Annotated in this window: 19 protein-coding genes; 11 read left to right on the top strand and 8 right to left on the bottom strand. The window is 37.2% G+C overall.

Annotation, left to right across the window (positions count from 1 at the left end; translation table 11 throughout):
* Nucleotide 1 precedes the first annotated feature (1 nt).
* Nucleotides 2–976, top strand: coding sequence for an alpha/beta hydrolase family protein (locus tag M030_RS0101445; protein ID WP_027371906.1), 975 nt, complete (start codon nucleotides 2–4; stop codon nucleotides 974–976).
* A 97-nt stretch (nucleotides 977–1,073) separates the two neighbouring features.
* Entirely contained in the window at nucleotides 1,074–1,559 is a 486-nt protein-coding gene (locus M030_RS0101440; RefSeq protein WP_027371905.1) for an SRPBCC domain-containing protein, read from the top strand.
* A 57-nt stretch (nucleotides 1,560–1,616) separates the two neighbouring features.
* Here M030_RS0101440 and M030_RS0101435 read toward each other — a convergent pair whose 3' ends face one another.
* The 5 genes from M030_RS0101435 to M030_RS0101415 all read right to left on the bottom strand — a co-directional run bounded on the left by M030_RS0101435 (nucleotide 1,617) and on the right by M030_RS0101415 (nucleotide 6,877).
* Entirely contained in the window at nucleotides 1,617–1,958 is a 342-nt protein-coding gene (locus M030_RS0101435) for a hypothetical protein (protein WP_027371904.1), read from the bottom strand.
* Nucleotides 1,959–1,968: 10 nt separating this feature from the next.
* Nucleotides 1,969–4,014: a S9 family peptidase gene (locus M030_RS0101430; protein ID WP_027371903.1), complete on the bottom strand. Its 2,046-nt coding sequence runs from the start codon at nucleotides 4,012–4,014 to the stop codon at nucleotides 1,969–1,971.
* A gap of 139 nt (nucleotides 4,015–4,153) precedes the next feature.
* Complete coding sequence (locus M030_RS0101425) at nucleotides 4,154–5,293, bottom strand: T9SS type A sorting domain-containing protein (RefSeq protein WP_185097375.1); 1,140 nt, start codon at nucleotides 5,291–5,293, stop codon at nucleotides 4,154–4,156.
* 162 nt (nucleotides 5,294–5,455) lie between these two features.
* Nucleotides 5,456–6,196 carry a uroporphyrinogen-III synthase gene (locus tag M030_RS0101420; RefSeq protein WP_034721908.1) on the bottom strand — a complete coding sequence of 247 codons (741 nt, stop codon included), beginning with the start codon at nucleotides 6,194–6,196 and terminating at the stop codon, nucleotides 5,456–5,458.
* A 12-nt stretch (nucleotides 6,197–6,208) separates the two neighbouring features.
* Nucleotides 6,209–6,877 (bottom strand): DUF4271 domain-containing protein, encoded by a 669-nt coding sequence (locus M030_RS0101415; protein WP_051584838.1) that lies wholly within the window; start codon nucleotides 6,875–6,877, stop codon nucleotides 6,209–6,211.
* A 240-nt stretch (nucleotides 6,878–7,117) separates the two neighbouring features.
* Here M030_RS0101415 and M030_RS0101410 point away from each other — a divergent pair, with 240 nt between their 5' ends.
* The 4 genes from M030_RS0101410 to M030_RS0101395 all read left to right on the top strand — a co-directional run bounded on the left by M030_RS0101410 (nucleotide 7,118) and on the right by M030_RS0101395 (nucleotide 10,599).
* Nucleotides 7,118–7,834 (top strand): polyprenol monophosphomannose synthase, encoded by a 717-nt coding sequence (locus M030_RS0101410; protein WP_027371899.1) that lies wholly within the window; start codon nucleotides 7,118–7,120, stop codon nucleotides 7,832–7,834.
* 79 nt (nucleotides 7,835–7,913) lie between these two features.
* The gene (locus tag M030_RS0101405; protein WP_027371898.1) at nucleotides 7,914–8,282 is read left to right on the top strand and encodes a DUF4296 domain-containing protein; all 369 of its coding nucleotides are present in this window, start codon (nucleotides 7,914–7,916) and stop codon (nucleotides 8,280–8,282) included.
* A gap of 66 nt (nucleotides 8,283–8,348) precedes the next feature.
* On the top strand, nucleotides 8,349–9,479 hold the full coding sequence (gene tgt, locus M030_RS0101400) for a tRNA guanosine(34) transglycosylase Tgt (RefSeq protein WP_027371897.1): 1,131 nt from the start codon (nucleotides 8,349–8,351) through the stop codon (nucleotides 9,477–9,479).
* Between the two features lie 10 nt (nucleotides 9,480–9,489).
* On the top strand, nucleotides 9,490–10,599 hold the full coding sequence (locus M030_RS0101395; RefSeq protein ID WP_027371896.1) for an LptF/LptG family permease: 1,110 nt from the start codon (nucleotides 9,490–9,492) through the stop codon (nucleotides 10,597–10,599).
* Here the strand turns inward: M030_RS0101395 and M030_RS0101390 are convergent.
* A complete protein-coding gene (locus tag M030_RS0101390) occupies nucleotides 10,593–11,309 on the bottom strand; it encodes a biotin--[acetyl-CoA-carboxylase] ligase (protein WP_027371895.1) in 717 nt (238 codons plus the stop codon). The two genes, M030_RS0101395 and M030_RS0101390, sit on opposite strands and share 7 nt — an antisense overlap.
* Nucleotides 11,310–11,396: 87 nt before the next feature.
* On the opposite strand from M030_RS0101390, the gene rsfS reads away from it, so the two are divergent.
* The 5 genes from rsfS to M030_RS0101365 all read left to right on the top strand — a co-directional run bounded on the left by rsfS (nucleotide 11,397) and on the right by M030_RS0101365 (nucleotide 16,075).
* Nucleotides 11,397–11,759, top strand: a complete 363-nt coding sequence (rsfS, locus tag M030_RS0101385; RefSeq protein ID WP_027371894.1) for a ribosome silencing factor — start codon at nucleotides 11,397–11,399, stop codon at nucleotides 11,757–11,759.
* A 21-nt stretch (nucleotides 11,760–11,780) separates the two neighbouring features.
* A complete protein-coding gene (gene ftsH / locus M030_RS0101380; protein ID WP_027371893.1) occupies nucleotides 11,781–13,802 on the top strand; it encodes an ATP-dependent zinc metalloprotease FtsH in 2,022 nt (673 codons plus the stop codon).
* Between the two features lie 136 nt (nucleotides 13,803–13,938).
* On the top strand, nucleotides 13,939–14,520 hold the full coding sequence (locus M030_RS0101375) for an LUD domain-containing protein (protein ID WP_027371892.1): 582 nt from the start codon (nucleotides 13,939–13,941) through the stop codon (nucleotides 14,518–14,520).
* 24 nt (nucleotides 14,521–14,544) lie between these two features.
* On the top strand, nucleotides 14,545–15,417 hold the full coding sequence (locus M030_RS0101370; RefSeq protein WP_027371891.1) for a phosphatidate cytidylyltransferase: 873 nt from the start codon (nucleotides 14,545–14,547) through the stop codon (nucleotides 15,415–15,417).
* A gap of 4 nt (nucleotides 15,418–15,421) precedes the next feature.
* Entirely contained in the window at nucleotides 15,422–16,075 is a 654-nt protein-coding gene (locus M030_RS0101365; protein ID WP_027371890.1) for a phosphatidylserine decarboxylase family protein, read from the top strand.
* A 110-nt stretch (nucleotides 16,076–16,185) separates the two neighbouring features.
* Here the strand turns inward: M030_RS0101365 and M030_RS0101360 are convergent, their stop codons facing one another.
* Both M030_RS0101360 and M030_RS0101355 read right to left on the bottom strand, forming a co-directional pair.
* The gene (locus M030_RS0101360; RefSeq protein ID WP_027371889.1) at nucleotides 16,186–16,536 is read right to left on the bottom strand and encodes a DUF1801 domain-containing protein; all 351 of its coding nucleotides are present in this window, start codon (nucleotides 16,534–16,536) and stop codon (nucleotides 16,186–16,188) included.
* Between the two features lie 22 nt (nucleotides 16,537–16,558).
* Nucleotides 16,559–18,397 carry an ABC transporter ATP-binding protein gene (locus M030_RS0101355; protein ID WP_027371888.1) on the bottom strand — a complete coding sequence of 613 codons (1,839 nt, stop codon included), beginning with the start codon at nucleotides 18,395–18,397 and terminating at the stop codon, nucleotides 16,559–16,561.
* Nucleotides 18,398–18,451: the final 54 nt, after the last annotated feature.

The raw sequence follows: 18,451 nt of genomic DNA, 5'->3' as shown, positions 1-18,451 counted from the left end.
AATGAAATTTAGGTTTTCTCTATTGGCCCTTGTAATCTATACCATTGCCTGGACCCAGAATACAGAAATAAAGGAGTATAAAGACATCTATAAAAATACAATTGTCAATTATATTGTATGCTCTGTGAAAGGAGAAGAAAATGTAAAAAAACCTGTATTCTTTTTCTGTCAGGGAAGCCTTGCCAGACCTTTAGAATATGTCACAAAAAAAGGAACATTTCCTACGTTTCTTCCTTTTGACCTGGATATTATTGTCAAAAAATATCATTTGGTCGTTGTCAGCAAGCCGGGAATTCCTATTAAAGAAAATCTGAAAAACCTACAGGAAGATCTAAGCTATCCGAAAGAAGGCCTTCCTCCTGCAGAATATATTTCAAATAATAACCTGGAATACTATTACCAACGAAACAACGCCCTGTTAAAAAAATTGTTAAAACAAACCTGGGCAGATCCGAAAGAAGTAGTAGCAGCGGGACATTCTGAAGGTTCTTATGTTGCATTGGAAATGGCCTCACACAACAATAAAATTACACATCTTATTTATTCCGGGGGAAATCCTTTGGGAAGGATGATGAGTATTATTAACGAAAATCGTCAGAGTGCTGAAGAAAAAGAGAACTGGACCGGTGAAAGTCTTGATTTTTGGAAAAAAATTGTAGCAAATAAAGATAAAAAAGAGACGGATAAAGAAAATACCAGTTTTTATCATTACACGCTTTCTCAAAATTTTACCCCTACATTATTAAAAATTAAAATTCCGGTTTTGGTTACCTATGGCACAAAAGATCAAAATGGTATTTTTAACGATTATCTTCAGGTGCTGGCTATTCAGAATCATAAAGCAAACTACTCCTTTACATCTTATTTTGATTGTGATCATAATTTTTTTCCGGTGAAAAACGGCGTTGCGGATCATGAGGTGGATAACTGGACTGTGGTTGCCAATGATTGGATGAAATGGCTTGAAAAGAAGTGAATATACCGGCAAAATAAGTGATGATCATTTCGTTTACTTGTCCTATGAAAAGTGCCGTCAGTAAATAAAGCATTACCTTTATTAAAAATAATTACTTATGGAATCTAATATCACTTTCAACAAAGATTTTGAGGCAAATAGTGCTTATGTAATGAAAATTTATAACGCTGATGTTTCAAAAGTATGGAACTATTTTACCCAATCTCAATTATTGGATCAGTGGTGGGGTCCTCAACCCTGGAGATGTGAGACGATAAGGCAGAATTTTGAAAAAGATGGAATTTGGTTATATGCCATGGTAGGCCCCAATGGTGAAAAATCCTATTCACAATCAAAATATGGCGAGATTATAGAACACAGAAGCTTTGACTGGATGAGTGCATTCTGCGATGAAGACGGGAATGTCAATGAAGATTTTCCATCATCAAAGTGGCTGATAGGTTTTACTGGTGTTGAAGAAGGCACAAAGGTTACCATAAATATCCACTACCAGTCTCAGGAAGTCATGAAAAAAATGTTTGATATGGGCTTTCAGGAAGGCTTTACTATGGGACTGAACCAACTTGAGGAGATTCTGAAATAAAGAATCATAAACTCTTTACCACATAAAAAAGCTTGGATATTTTCCAAGCTTTTATTTTTATAGTAATTCTTCCTCCTGGAAATACTGAATAATAGCCTTTTTCATCAGCAAACTTTGCTCATTGGGCCTTAATTCAGGAAGGTCTTCCAGTTTGTCAAACTGTGGCCACCCATCTTCATAATGAGTGAATTTATAATATCCAAACGGCTCCAGCAATCTGCATACCGCTATATGAATCAGGTTGACCTTATCCTCTTTGGTATATTTTTGTTGTCCGCTTCCTAGTTCCTGAAGTCCTATCAGAAACAGCAGCGTTTCAATAGGAGGATTCTTCTCAGTTTGAAAATTATCTTCAAAGAATTGTTCTATTTTTTTCCAGTATTCTGCTTCGTTGATCATCTCTTATCTCTTATCCGTTACCATTTATCTTCAGCAAAAATGCATATTCCAGCGCATCTTCCTTCAGAGATTCAAATCTTCCGCTTGCCCCTCCGTGCCCGGAACTCATGTCTGTTTTAAAGACCAGAATATTCTGATCGGTCTTTACTTCCCTTAGCTTGGCAGTCCATTTTGCAGGTTCCCAGTATTGTACCTGCGAATCATGGAATCCTGTAGTGATCAGCATGTGAGGATAATCTTTTGCCTCTACATTATCATATGGAGAATAGTCTTTCATATAACGATAATATTCCTCATCATTTGGATTTCCCCATTCATCATATTCTCCCGTTGTCAAAGGAATAGTGTCATCCAGCATCGTGGTAACAACATCTACAAAAGGTACCTGCGCAACAATTCCGTTGAATAATTGTGGTTCATAGTTGACTACAGCGCCAACCAAAAGACCTCCTGCACTGCCACCCATCGCATACATATGTCTGGAAGAAGTATAATTTTCTTTAATCAGATATTTCCCGGCATCAATAAAATCGAAGAACGTATTTTTCTTAAACAGCATTTTTCCGTCCTCATACCATTCTCTCCCCAGGTATTCTCCTCCCCGGATGTGAGCAATTGCATACATAAATCCTCTGTCCAGAATAGACAATCTTACGTTGGAAAAACTTGCGTCTACAGTGTGTCCGTAGCTTCCATATCCGTACAGAAGAAGAGGAGTGTCTGCTGATTTTTTTGTGTCTTTGTGATACACAAGTGAAACGGGAATTTTTGTTTTTCCATCCCTGGAATCTGCCCATATCCTTTCGGAAATATAATTTTCAGGAAAAAATTTTCCCCCCAGCACTTCCTGTTGTTTCAGAAGTTTCGTGGTTTTATCCTTCATATTATACTCGTAAGTAGAGCTTGGTTGAGTTAATGAAGTATATCCGTAGCGTAAAACTTCTGTGTCAAATTCAAGATTAATACCGATATACGTTGTGTAGGTTGGATCTGAGAAAGGCAGATAATGAGATTCCTGTGTTTTCTCATCTATAATTTTGATCTGTAAAAGACCTCTTTCTCTTTCTTCCAGTACCAGATAATCTTTAAAAATTTCAAAACCTTCCAGCAAGACTTCAACACGGTGAGGGATCACATCTACCCAGTTTTCCATACCACAGTTGTCGATCTTCGTTTTTACAATCTTAAAGTTGATGGCATCGTCAGCATTGGTGATGATATAGAACTCATCTTCATAATGTTCTACAGAATATTCAAGATCATCTATTCTTGGCTGAATTATGGTCCAGTCTGCAAAAACATTGTCAGAAGGAATAAAACGATGCTCATCAGAAATTGTACTGGAGCTTGCAATAAAGATATATTGTAATGATTTTGTTTTAAAAACGTTGACATCAAAAGTTTCATCCTTCTCATGAAAAATAAGGACGTCTTCCGAAGAATCCGTTCCCAGCTCATGTCTGTAAACCTGAAATGCACGGAGGCTTTTATCTTTTCTGATGTAAAAGACATGCTTATTGTCATTGGCCCAAACTGCCTTTCCTGTAGTGTTGGGAATGATGTCCGGAAGAATCTCTCCGGTCTTTAAATTTTTGAAGTTTAATGTATAAATTCTTCTTCCTACGTTATCGGCAGAAAAAGAAGCCATTTCGTTATCAGGGCTTACTGCTACACTTCCTACTTCAAAGAAACTTTCCCCTTCTGCTAAGATATTGACATTCAGAACGATTTCTTCTTCATTGTCGAGGCTGCCTTGTTTTCTGCAGAATATAGGATATTCTTTACCTTCTTCATAGCGTACAATATACCAGTATCCGTTAAAGAAATAGGGTAGCGATTCATCATCTTTTTTGTAGCGGGCTTTCATTTCTTCGAAAAGCTCTTCCTGAAGCTCTTCAGTATCCTTCATGATGAATTCTTCATACGCATTTTCTTCCTCAAGATATTTGATGACATCGGGATTTTCCCTTTCGTTGAGCCAGAAGTAGTTATCTGTCCTTCTGTCGCCGTGTATTTCTAATATTTTCTCTATTTTTTTTGCCTGTGGAGCTTTCATCCGAATATTTTAATTTGTTCCGTCTTTGTATTCTACCTTTAGTAAATACGGAGGTTTTATTTCAATGTTAATTCTTGTTCAAATATAAGAAAGGCTATCAAATTTTTGATAGCCTTTTCACTAATATTGGAGAATAAGCTTATTTTTTTATGGTTTTTATTGTTTTGATACTACCATATTTCATTTTTAAAGTAATGAAATATAACCCTTCTTTTAAATCTTTCAGCTCTATTGAAGAGGTCGGCTTTTCAATTGTTTTGATCAATTTTCCTGAAGTATCTATAATCGAAATTGATTGTACACCGGATATGTCAGAGATGGTAAGCTGATCAGTAAAAGGGTTCGGAGATGCGGTAATTTCCTTTTTGTTGTCGGCTACTTCATGAATGGATAGCGGAGTGTCATCATAGGCTGAAATTTGAAATTCTCCACTACTTATATCAGAGTTATATTTCCAGACGCTGACGTATAAGGTTGTTCCCGGAGTTTGCCCGGTCAGTAAAATAGATGAGAAGGCATCCTGGATATTGTCATCATTACAATCGATTTCTGTTAAAGATCCACAGGCACCACTATAAACGCTCAACACAGTGTCGTCAAAATCAGAACCTGGAGCTTGTTGAGTTTCTATCTTCAGATTTCCACTTTGTGGTACCGTTAGTGTAAACCAAACATTTTCAATAGCATAGGAATTGCATGAAGGGAGAGAGCCGTCAGTAGTTGCGTTTGTATTGCCTTTTGTAATTGCTCCCGATGCGAAATCAGTACCAACATTGATAGGGATTGCCTCCGAGCAATCATCATTGACTGGTAAAATTGGGTCATAGGCTGAAATTTGAAATTCTCCACTACTTATATCAGAGCTATATTTCCAGACGCTGACGTATAAGGTTGTTCCCGGAGTTTGTCCGGTCAGTAAAATAGACGAGAAGGCATCCTGGCTATTATCATCATTACAATCGATTTCTGTTAAAGATCCACAGGTACCACTATAAACGCTCAACACAGTGTCGTCAAAATCAGAACCTGGAGCTTGCTGAGTTTCTATCTTCAGATTTCCACTTTGTGGTACCGTTACTGTAAACCAAACATTTTCAATAGCATAGGAATTGCATGAAGGGAGAGAGCCGTCAGTGGTTGCTCCGGTATTGTCTGCTGTGATTGCTCCTGATGCGAAATCTGTTCCAACACTTAAGGAGGTTGCTTCTGTACAATTGTCATTTTGCGCATTTACAAATACAATTGTGAATAAAAATAAACAAAATAATAATTTTTTCATAGGGTAGGTTTTCAACAAATATATAAAAATCCCCATTAAGTGAAAAAAATATTGTTGTAATATTTTGTTTTTCAATGTATAACCAATGAGTGTGTCTTTTTTTTAATAAAAAAACCATCTTTCCTGTATGAAAAGATGGTGATGTTTATTCTTGTATTAAAACTATTTATGAAGAGCTTTAATATATTTTTCCAGAGCCATGGTCATAGAAGGAGTTTCCTTCGTAGGAGCCATTAAATCTACCTTTAGTCCAGCTTCTTCTGCTGCTGCTAAAGTGGTGTTTCCAAAAACCCCTATTTTTGTTTCATCCTGCTTGAAATCTGGGAAATTCTGCTGCAAAGACTTGATTCCTTGTGGGCTGAAGAAGATCAACATGTCATAATCTTTAATGTTGATATCTGTAAGGTCACTACATACCGTTCGGTACATGATGGCTCTTGTCCACTCCACGTTAGCAGAATCCAGGGTTTTTACAATATCCGGACTTAAAACATCTGAAGATGGCAACAGATACTTCTCAGTTGGGAATTTTTTGAACAAAGGAAGCAGATCAGAGAAATTTTTCTCGCCGAAGCTGATCTTTCTTTTTCTGTACACAATATGCTTTTGAAGATAGTTGGCAATTGCTTCCGACTGGCAGATGTATCTCATCGTATCCGGCACTGCAAAACGCAGTTCTTCTGCAAGTCTGAAGTAATGGTCAATCGCATTTTTACTGGTAAAAATTATACCGGTATATTGCGTTAAATCAATTTTTTGTGTTCTAAGTTCTTTGTTGTCAACTCCTTCAACGTGGATAAATGGACGGAAATCAATCTTTATTTTTTCCTTCTTCGCTATATCCAAATATGGAGAAGACTCACTAGGCGCTGGTTGAGAAACCAATATGGACTTTATTCTCATCATTGACTTTTATTAAAAAAATAACAACTTCCAAAGCAGTAATAATGGTGCGATTTGGAGGGTGCAAATATACAAAAATTTATAATACCATTTCTCCGGAAGAATCTTGTTCTTGTGAAATAAATAGAAAAAGACCTTGAAAACGAATACAAAAGAAAAGAAGAAGATGTAATACAAAAACATTTTATTTCTGTCTATGGGGAAGTAATAGTGGGTTACACACAGAATTATTAACAAAAATGACAGAATAAAGTAAAATTTTGTGGAGGTGAAATAAAATATTGTCCATTTTTTTCCATCTCCTATACTTTGATAAAATAAAAACCCTAATGTCGATTTTATAAGATAAAAAAACAGTACGGCCAATAAAGTATACCCAAATTTATTTAACTGGTACCCGAAAAGCTGAAGATCTGCAATATATTTCGGAACTATAGGAATATATTGGGAAATTAAAACCGATAAAGTCAGGGTCGTCACACATGAAGTGATGATCCAGCTCGGCAGGTTGTTGCTCGCATCAAAATATTTTTGAAGCAGGAAATCTTTAAGGGTGGCATCTCTTTCTATAATGTTCATCATAAAAACATACAAAAATATACACCCTACGAGTATAAAAATTACCCAATCATTATTTTCAGGTATTCTTACATGATTAACAAAGTTTTGTGACGACAGCAAAATTTAATTTTTTAATGTTTTTGGTCTTACGCTTTATAACATGGATATGGCATAGGTTTTATTATGCTTAATCAATGATTGGATGGCAAAATATATTATTCTCCGGATTTTGCCTACCCCAGAAACTGTTGAATAAAAGTCTCTGTTTCAATGGCATTATCTTTCGAAAATATTTTTGCAAAATTATAGATTATTTTGTATAAAATAAAAAGGTTAAATAAACTATCTTTGCAAACTGAAATGAAAAAACTCGTCATTATCCCAACCTATAACGAAAAGGAAAATATTGAAAATATTATTTCCGCGGTTTTTGCATTGGAAGATGACTTTCATATCTTGGTAGTGGATGACTCTTCTCCGGATGGAACTGCAGAGATCGTAAAGGAATTACAGAAAAGGTATCCGCACTATTTGCACTTGTCGATAAGACATGTAAAAGATGGTTTGGGAAAAGCGTACATCCATGGCTTTAAATGGGCCATCGAGAATAAATATGATTATATTTTCGAAATGGATGCAGATTTTTCACATAACCCCAATGACCTGCCCAAGCTTTTCGAAGCCTGCCTGAACGCAGATATGGCTATCGGATCCCGCTACTCAAAGGGAGTGAATGTGGTCAACTGGCCGATGGGGAGGGTTTTACTTTCTTATTTTGCATCAAAATATGTGAGATTTGTTCTGGGGCTTCCGATTCATGATACCACAGCCGGTTTCGTGTGCTTCTCAAGAAAAGTCCTTGAAGAAATTGGCTTGGATAATGTGAAATTAAAAGGATATGGATTTCAGATAGAAATGAAATTCAGAGCGTATAAAAAAAGTTTCAGAATTGTAGAGGTTCCTATTATATTTACCAACAGAATTCTGGGAGAAAGTAAGATGAATGGAGGAATTATCCATGAAGCTGTTTTTGGTGTCTTAAACTTAAAGTGGAAGTCCATCATCAACAGGTTATAAAATGGAGCATAATTTGTTCTTCTAAGCAAGAGAAATAGATGTAAAGTTCTAAGACCTTTAAAAATAATGAGATAAACTGATGAGAAAGCTGATTCTTGTTTTTGTTTTGCTGGGCCTGTTTTCATGCAATGATTTTATCGATAAGCCTAAAAACCTTATCGATGAAAAAGTGATGGCTGAAGTGATTGCAGATCTTATGCTCAATGAGCAGGCTACTTTTATGTATCAGGACAGGAATATGGAAGCAGGAACAAGATTTGTTCTGAACACTCACCATATAAAACCGGATGATTTTGTTCAAAGCTTTAAATATTATATCATTAAAGAAAAAATGGAAGGCATCACCAATGATGCCCAGGAGATCCTGATGAAAAAAGATCCGAAAGCAGATAAATATATAAAGGACAAATTGAAGCAAAACGGAAATATGACGCCTTTAGTGAGGTAAATTGGGAAACGGGTTTTCCCGGAGCAAAAGATAATCACTGGAAGCAGCAAAGAAAAAGTAGTACAAATGAAATTTTTTAATATAGAAAAAACCTCTGAAGGAAAAGCTAGAGCAGGGGAAATCACCACAGATCACGGGAAAATTCAGACTCCTATTTTTATGCCTGTGGGAACTGTAGCAAGCGTGAAAACAGTTCATCAGAGAGAATTAAAAGAAGACATAAAAGCCCAGATTATCCTGGGTAACACCTACCACCTTTACCTTCGTCCCGGTATGGAAACCATGCAGGCAGCAGGTGGATTACATAAATTCATGAATTGGGATCTTCCCATTCTTACCGATTCAGGAGGCTTTCAGGTGTTCTCGCTAGCGAGCAACAGAAAAATGACAGAAGAAGGAGCGAGATTCAAATCCCATATTGACGGAAGCTATCATATGTTTTCTCCGGAAAGATCAATGGAGATCCAAAGACAGATCGGAGCAGATATCTTCATGGCTTTTGACGAATGTACACCGTATCCTTGTGAATATAACCAGGCAAAATCATCTATGGAGCTGACACACCGTTGGTTGAAGAGATGTATTGAATGGACGAATGACAATCCTGAACTGTATGGCCATAAGCAAAGACTTTTCCCGATTGTTCAGGGGTCAACCTACTCAGATTTAAGAAAAATTTCCGCAGAAGTGATTTCCGAGGCAGGTGCTGAAGGTAATGCTATCGGAGGCTTATCTGTTGGTGAGCCTGAAGAAGAAATGTACAGAATCACCGATGAAGTGACAGATATTCTTCCTAAAGAAAAACCAAGATACCTGATGGGCGTGGGAACACCATGGAATATTCTGGAATCTATAGGGTTGGGAATTGATATGATGGATTGTGTGATGCCTACAAGAAATGCGAGAAATGCAATGCTTTTCACATGGCAAGGCGTAATGAACCTCAAAAATGAAAAGTGGAAGCAGGACTTTTCGCCTTTAGATGAATTTGGAACCAGCTTTGTAGATCGTGAATATTCAAAAGCGTATCTTCGTCACCTGTTTGTATCCAAAGAATATCTGGCAAAACAGATTGCTTCTATCCATAACCTTGCATTTTATCTGGATTTGGTGAAAGTAGCAAGAGAACACATTATTGCAGGAGATTTCTACGAGTGGAAAAACTCCGTGGTTCCTGTTCTGAGACAAAGACTATAAGAAAATTATGATCAAAATTGTAGACAAATATATCATCAAAAAATACCTTGGAACTTTCAGTTTCATGCTGGTGCTCTTGTCTATTGTAGTACTGGTTATCGATGTTCAGCAGAAAATTCCTAGAATAGAAAATGCAAAAGCAATCGATCCCAAGCTTGACCTTACGTACTTCCTGATTCATTTTTATCCTTACTGGATTATTAATCTTGTAGTCACTTTTCTCTCTATTCTGGTATTTATCACTGTAATTTACTTTACCTCCAGGATGGCCAATAATACCGAAATCGTGGCGATTATCAGTAGTGGGGCAAGTTTCCACAGGTTCTCAAAACCTTATCTGTATACTTCGATTTTAATTGCGGTGATGTCACTTTTGGTATATCACATGATTCTTCCCTGGGCGAATATTAAAAAAAATGAATTAGAAGCCTATACCTATAATGCCGCTAATAAAGAGAGAATTCTCGGAACCGCACCCGCTTCTTCACAGCTCAGTAAGACAGAATACATATTTGTCGATTCATGGAACAAAAGAGAAAGAAGAGGCTCCAGCTTCGTGTATCAGAAGTTTGATAAAGACAGAAAAATGGTATACGAGCTTAAAGCAAGTGAAGTATATTGGGACAATACAAAAAAACAGTTCGTCTTAAATAATTACTATGAAAAGACGATCAATAAAGATAATTCTGAAAAATTAAGCAATGGTGTAGAGCTGAGGAAAAATTATAGCCATTCTCCGGAAGAACTATTTCCTAACGAACTTCTCGGGCAGAATAAAACCACACCTGAACTTCTGAAGTTTATTGAAAGAGAGAAGGCGAGAGGAAACAGTAACCTCAATTCTTATCTGAACGAGCTTCATCAAAGAACTTCAATGCCTGTTTCCATCATTATTTTAACGTTCCTTGCCCTTTCGCTTTCATCTCAAAAGAAGAGAGGAGGACTGGGGATTAACCTTGCAATAGGAATTTCACTGGCGTTTCTTTTTGTTTTCTCCTTTGAGGCCTTAAAAGTCGTGTCAGAAAATAAGAGTTTGCCGCCTGCTTTAGCCATGTGGCTTCCGAATCTGGTATTCCTGCCGCTTACCCTGTATCTTTACCTTAAAAGAGCTAATCAGTAAAGTAGCTTTACTTCCTTGTGATAAAAAGAGCGTAATCCGTCATTTTCCAGTTCGATCCAGAGTTCACCCTTTTCATCGGCATAACGGATGATGCCATTTTGTCGCTCTTTTTCAATTTCAAAGACCGATATTTCGTCCCTACGGAACAAATTTTTGTTGAAGTTATCAAGAATTTCCTTTTCAGAAGGTATATTTCTAAGTTTTTCACACAAAAATTCATGAAGATGTAAACTAAAGTCTTCCAGGTTAAATTCTTTACCCGTTTGGGTCAGCAGTGATCCTGCATTCGTTATTTCATCAAATTTTTCCTGAAGAATATTGATTCCTGCCCCGATAATGAAATAATTATTTTGATTAATTCTTTTCTTTTCAATCAGAATTCCAACGATTTTTTTACCTTTAAGGATAATATCATTCGGCCACTTAATTTTTACGTCAGAATCAGCCAAATTGGCAAGGAAATCCCTGATCATATTTGCGGTATAATAATTGAATATAAAGTCGGAGCACAGAATGTTGTGAGTATTCACTGCCAGCGTATATGCCAGGTTTTTTCCGGCAGTCGGAATCCATACATTTCCATACTGACCCCGGCCTTTTGTTTGGCTAAAAGTATGAAGTCCTATAAAATTCGAATTTTCATAAAGTAAAAACTTTGATATTTCGTCATTAGTAGAAGAGCATTCTTTCAGGTAGAATAGTTGACTCATTTAAGAAAACTTTAAGACATTAAGGGGGTAAAAGTAAGGTTAAAGTAAAGAAAAAACAATAAATTTGCAGATTATAGTATTTTTTTAATGAATAAAACAGCAGAAAAACAAGCACTAATAGATAAAATCGTTGAAGCTCTTCAAGATGTAAAAGGAGAAGATATTATGATCTTCGATCTTTCAAACATTGAAAACTCTGTAGCAGAGACGTTCGTAATATGTAGCGGAAACTCAAATACACAGGTGGCCGCATTAGCTGGAAGTGTAGAGAAAAAAGTAAGAAACGATCTTAAAGACAGACCATGGCACGTAGAAGGTACCGAAAACGCGATGTGGGTCCTGGTAGATTACGTTTCAGTAGTGGTTCATATATTCCAGAAAGACGTACGTGAGTACTATGATATAGAAGAGCTTTGGGGTGACGCAGTCATTACCAAAATTGAAAATTAATATAAATTTTAAAAAGTATAAATGAATAATAAAGGATTCAACTGGTTCTTTCCTATTGCAATCATAGCTCTTTTGCTATTTTTTGGCTCCAATTTTTTAGGAGGTGATAGTGCAAAATCTATTGATGAAGATGGTTTCTTTAGAGAAATGCAGGCGGGGAAAGTCCAGAATATAATTATATACAAAGACACAGAGAAAGCTGACGTTTTCCTTACAAAAGCAGCAAAGACGGCAATGGTAAATAAAAATGCCAACCAAAACAACCCTCTTTCTGCATTCGAAATGGCTCCAAAAGCAGATTTTTCTGTAAAATATGGAGACCTTCAGCTTTTCCTTCAAAAATTTGAACAAATTAAAGCAACCAATCCGGCGATTACCACAACAAAAGATTACGGAGCAGGTAAAAATCCTTTCATGGATATCCTGGTTTCTGCATTGATCTGGATTGCTATTTTAGGATTATTCTACTTCCTTCTTTTCAGAAAGATGGGAGGTGGCGGAGGTCCTGGCGGACAAATCTTCTCTATCGGAAAATCGAAAGCCAAGCTTTTTGACGAAAAAGAAAGGATTCAGGTAACATTTAAAGATGTTGCAGGACTGGAAGGTGCTAAAGAAGAAGTACAGGAAGTTGTTGATTTCTTGAAAAATTCTGAAAAATATACCAAATTGGGAGGTAAAATTCCTAAGGGAGTCCTTTTGGTGGGGCCTCCGGGAACCGGTAAGACCTTATTGGCAAAAGCTGTTGCCGGTGAAGCTAAAGTTCCGTTTTTCTCACTTTCAGGTTCTGATTTTGTAGAAATGTTTGTGGGAGTAGGAGCTTCAAGAGTAAGAGATCTTTTTGCCCAGGCAAAAGCAAAATCTCCTGCAATTATCTTCATTGACGAGATTGATGCCATCGGACGTGCAAGAGGAAAAAACAACTTCTCCGGCGGAAACGACGAAAGAGAAAACACCCTGAACCAGCTTCTTACTGAAATGGATGGTTTCGGAACAGATACGAATGTGATCGTAATGGCAGCGACCAACAGAGCAGATATCCTTGATAAAGCTTTAATGAGAGCAGGACGTTTTGACCGTTCTATCTATGTGGACCTTCCGGAATTACATGAAAGAAGACAGATCTTTGACGTTCATTTAAAGAAAATCAAGCTGGATGATAATGTAGACAGGGAATTCCTTGCAAAGCAGACACCTGGATTCAGTGGGGCCGATATTGCGAACGTATGTAACGAAGCAGCTCTTATTGCGGCAAGAAATAACCATACTTCAGTAACAAAACAGGATTTCCTTGATGCCGTAGACAGAATCATCGGTGGTCTTGAAAAGAAAAATAAAGCAATCAAACCTTCTGAAAAAAGAAGAGTGGCTTACCACGAAGCGGGTCATGCAACAATTTCATGGTTGGTAGAACATGCTTCACCACTTCTAAAAGTGACGATCGTTCCAAGAGGACGTTCATTAGGGGCGGCATGGTATCTTCCGGAAGAAAGACAGCTTACGACGACTGAGCAGATGTTGGATGAAATGTGCGCAACACTGGGAGGGAGAGCAGCAGAGCAGGTGATTTTCAACAATATTTCAACAGGAGCACTTTCTGACTTGGAAACAGTAACGAAGAGAGCTCAGGCCATGGTGACGATCTACGGATTAAGCCCGAATATCGGTAATATTTCTTACTACGACAGCTCAGGTCAGTCTGAATATTCTTTTGGAAAACCTTATTCTGAAGAAACAGCCACAAAAATTGATGCTGAGATTAAAGCCATCATCGAAAATCAATATGAAAGAGCTGTAAGAATTCTTGCAGAAAATAAAGATAAGCTTGATGCATTGGCCAATAAGCTTTTAGAAAAAGAGGTGATCTTCCGTGAAGACTTAGAAGAAATTTTCGGAAAGAGAGCATGGGATCCTGAATTGACAGAGAAACCGGTTACCAATACCATTCCTGAAAAAGAACAACAGGAAATGTTGGAAACTCCTCAGATTAAAGAAAAAGAAGAGGAAAGCGAAATACAGGCGCCTGAAAGCCCTACGCAACTTTAAAAAACCTCTTAAATAGGATAAATAAAACCTGACAACTGTAAAATTGTCAGGTTTTTTCATATTTAAAGAGACATTTTTGGAATCTATTGTAATTAATTTTCTATTTTTGTATAAAGTTGACTAAAAATAGATTAAGTTGAATTTATTCAAGAGGATTGTAAGCAAACTTACCAACCAGCCTGAGGAAGAGGAAAAACAGAGTCTGGAGAAGCTTGGGGATTCGCTCAAAAATGCGGATCTCGACTATAAGTTTGCGCAATTATTTACGCATTCGGGAGGATTTTTTAATTATTGTGCAGATGAAGCGGAGGCTCTACAAACTTTAAATCAAATTATTAAAATAGAAGGTATAAGAAACCTTTTCTGTTGGGACAAAGAACTTCAGAACTTTTTGAATGTTGTGAAGTCTCCCTATACGTCAGAATTGCAACCGTCTAATGATGCAGCATTCATTACCTGTGAATACCTGATCGCTTATGACGGAAGAATTATGCTTTCTCATAATAATATTCTCCATTATCATTCTTCAAGGCTGCCGGATAGAATTATCATTATTGCCAATGTTTCACAGATTGTAAACAACCTGAATGATGCCATGGGGAAAATAAAAAGGAACGGAAATATCAAGAATCTTACTTCCATCAGCGGAAGCCAGTCAAAAATGGATAGTTCTTCGAATTCCAATACCAAATTGTTTTTATTACTGCTTGAAGATTAAGCAGCCACTTCTAAATTGTAAATTTTGGACAAAAACCTTATTCAAAGAACCATTTCAGGCCTGGTGTATGTAGCCGTTATCATTCTTTGTACCACTCCGTTGGGAGCACAGCTCATCAACAGTATCGTTCCCGGCCTTATTCAACAGCAGTACCTATATCATGGATTAATGAGCCTTTTGCTGGTTGTAGGAACCTGGGAATGTATCAAAATCATGAAATTCGGGAAAGGATATGAGAAATGGGTCGTTTTTCCGTTGGTCATTTTTATATTTTATATTTTTTCCAAAAGATATTTCCACCACGATTTCTTTTTTGATTTCAGACTGAGTGAAATCCTTGCTCTTGCATTGATAGGGATCGCTGTGGTTACTTTATTTAAATTTCCCAACGAATTATACTTTGACAGTGGTAAACTTATTTTTACAGTCATTTACGTAGCGCTCCCGTTCAGTTTTGCATTAGGATTACCAAAGTTCTCCAGCTATAACGATAACTTCTCTCTGGAAGTTCTTTTCCTGTTTATTTTAATATGGAGTAGCGATACCTTTGCTTATCTGGTAGGGAAATTCTTTGGAAAACATAAAATGGCCCCTAAAATTTCCCCTAAAAAGACATGGGAAGGATATGCAGGTGGAGTAGTGCTGACACTGGTTTTATCTTACTTTATCGAGCATTATCAGCCGGAACTGAGAGGAAACTGGATGGTTGTTGGATTTCTTGTTGCTGCCTTTGCCCCACTGGGAGATCTGGTGGAGAGTCAGCTGAAAAGAAATTTCGGCGTAAAAGACAGTGGAAACATCATTCCGGGGCATGGTGGTGTATTAGATAGGCTGGATAGTTTCATAATCTGTGTTCCTGTCGTATATTTGTACTTTATTTTAGAAAAATTTATATAGTCTCATGAAATTGCATAGAGAATCAAAAGGAACAATCACCGTAGCGACGATCCTTTTTTTGTTAGTGGGAGCGCTGGCGATTTACTTCCTTAAAATATGGTCACTGGTGATCATCATGCCTTTGTTGGTTATTTACTGTCTTGTATTCTGGTTTTTCAGAGTTCCGGATCGTACTATTCTCGATCACAAAGAAAATATAATCGCACCGGTCGACGGAAAAGTTGTAATGATCAAGGAAGTAGAAGAGAATGAATTCCTTCAGGGAAAGGCCATTCAGGTTTCTATTTTCATGTCTCCACTGAATGTACACATTTGTAGATATCCGGTGACCGGAAAAGTGATCTACAAAAAATATCATCCGGGGAAATATCTCGTAGCATGGCACGAAAAGTCTTCTACAGAAAATGAAAGAACGACGGTAGCAGTAGAAACGCAGACGAACCATAAAGTGGTCTTCAGACAGATTGCGGGATATGTTGCCAGGAGAATTGTTTTTTACTGTAACGAAGGAGATCAGGCAAAAGCCGGACATGAATTCGGTTTCATCAAGTTCGGATCAAGAATGGATGTATTCCTTCCTCTGGATACTGAAATTGTGTGTCAGATCGGAGATATCACAAAAGGGGGTCTGGATGTGATCGCCAAACTGAAACACTAAGATTTATCATCAATCATAAAAAAGATCGTTCTCAAAAGGACGATCTTTTTTATTGTAAATCCACAGATCGTCACCTGTGAGGAGAGAGTATCTGAACCTATTATTTGATCTTAAGCTTTTATATATGGTTTTATTTCATTCAGAAGCCTTAATATCAGCTCCAGTGGCAAATCTTGCTCGGCGTCAATTAAAAGGATTTTAAACTTCTTTCTGCCGTCCTGGGTCAATTCAGGATAGTCCAGTTTATCACCGTGGTAAAAACTGATGTAATGCTTCCGGTATTTTTTGCTGTAATAAAAATAACAGAGCATTTTCTTTTTGTATTTGATAAAGGGAAGACCAAAGCTGAAGGTTTCCGTAATGTTTTCTGTATCAGAAGCCAGTATCTTTTCCCTTAAAAAAAGAAGAGCACTTCTTTCAGGCTCTTCGATTCTGTAGAAATACTCTTGTATAGGGTTCATATTTTGAAATTCTTGAAATACATTAGTCGAAATTCTGAAGTTCGACAAGCTTATTATACATTCCTTTTTTAGCGATAAGATCGTGGTGGGTACCTTGTTCTACAATGTCTCCTTTTTCCATTACCACAATCCAGTCTGCTTTCTGGATGGTCGAAAGTCGGTGGGCAATCACCAGAGAGGTTCTGTTTTCCATCATTTTTTCTAAAGCATCCTGTACAAATCTTTCGGATTCGGTATCAAGGGCTGATGTTGCTTCATCAAGAATCATGATTGGAGGGTTCTTTAGGACAGCTCTTGCGATAGAAACTCTTTGTTTCTGTCCTCCCGACAGCTTGTTTCCGTCATCCCCGATATTGGTATCATATCCTTCCGAAAGATTGGTGATGAAATCGTCTGCATTGGCTATTCTGGCTGCTGCAATTACTTCTTCTCTCGTAGCGTCAGGTTTACCCATCAAAATATTATTGTATACCGAATCATTGAATAATACGGACTCCTGGGTTACCATTCCTAAAAGCTGACGGTATTCCTGTAATTTCAAATGTTTGATATCTGTGCCGTCGATAAGAATTTCTCCTTCTGAAACATCATAAAATCTGGCTAAAAGGTTAGCTATGGTCGTTTTTCCACTTCCGCTTTGCCCGACTAATGCTACAGTTCTTCCTTTCGGAATCGTCAGGTTGAAATTTTTAAGGATAAGATTGGATTTATCATAGTAGAATCCAATATTTTTAAATTCAATATTATTTTGTAAGGTAGAAATAGAAACCGGTTCTGCAACTTCTTCGATTTTTACATCAGCATCCAGGATTTCCAATACTCTTTTCAGAGAAGCTTCCCCTTTCTGTACGTTGGAAATGGAAGTGGATAAACTTTTTGCAGGAGGCAGGATCTGGAAGAACAATCCAAGGAAAACAAGGAAATCTGCAGGAGAAATACTTTGTTCAACAATAATCTGTTTTCCTCCGTACCAGGCAATGATTAAGAACGTAATAGAACCTAGGAATTCGCTCATAGGAGAAGCCAATTCTTTCTTCCTTCCTAAACTGATGGAGCTCGAGATCCACTTGTTCATGGATCTCATAAAACGATTATCCATGATCTTCTCCGCATTAAAGATTTTAATAACTTTTGAAGATTTTAAAGTCTCATCTACAATAGAGAAGATCGTTCCCATTTCATTTTGTGCTTCGTGAGAATCTTTCTTAAGACTTTTTCCTACCAAAGCGATCATGGTTCCCATAACGGGTAAAACCAATAGAGAGAAAAGGGTCATTTCCGCACTTAAAAAGAATAAACTTACCAAAGTACTGATCAGCATAAAGGGTGCATTGATAAGTTCAACTAAACTTCCCAGAATATTTCCTTCAACTTCTCCAACATCATTAGACATACGGGACATCAGATCTCCCTTTCTGCTTTCTGTGAAAAATGAAACCGGTAAAGAAAGTATCTTTCTGTACATCGCGCCACGAAGATCTTTTGTAACACCAACACGGTAGTTGATCAACAGGAAAGCACCAAAATATCTGAACATATTTCTCAGTAAAAACATGAACGCAGTGATGATACACAGCCATGCAAGGACTTTCAGGGCACCATATTCACCTACAAGGTTCTGGATATAGTAGTTGGAATAGTCTTTTACATAGGTGAAAAAATCAAGAAACTCACCGGAATAAACGGGTGCGGTCTCATATTTTTCCGGTTTAATGGTGCCAAAAAGCATTCCCAGTACCGGTAAAATAGTACCTAAGGAAGCAATCTGAAATACGGAGTACAGGATATTGAAAAATAAACTTCCGTAGATGTATTTTTGATGCGGTCTCGCGAATTTCAGGATTTTTTTATATTCGTTCATTCAATGAAAAAATTGGATAGCAAAATTACGTAAAATTACAAGATAAGACGTTCT

The sequence above is a fragment of the Chryseobacterium sp. UNC8MFCol genome, assembly GCF_000482305.1.
GTDB classification, from domain to species: Bacteria; Bacteroidota; Bacteroidia; order Flavobacteriales; family Weeksellaceae; genus Chryseobacterium; species Chryseobacterium indologenes.
Note: the sequence above shows the minus strand (reverse complement) of the source record. Positions and strands in the feature narration are given on the sequence as shown.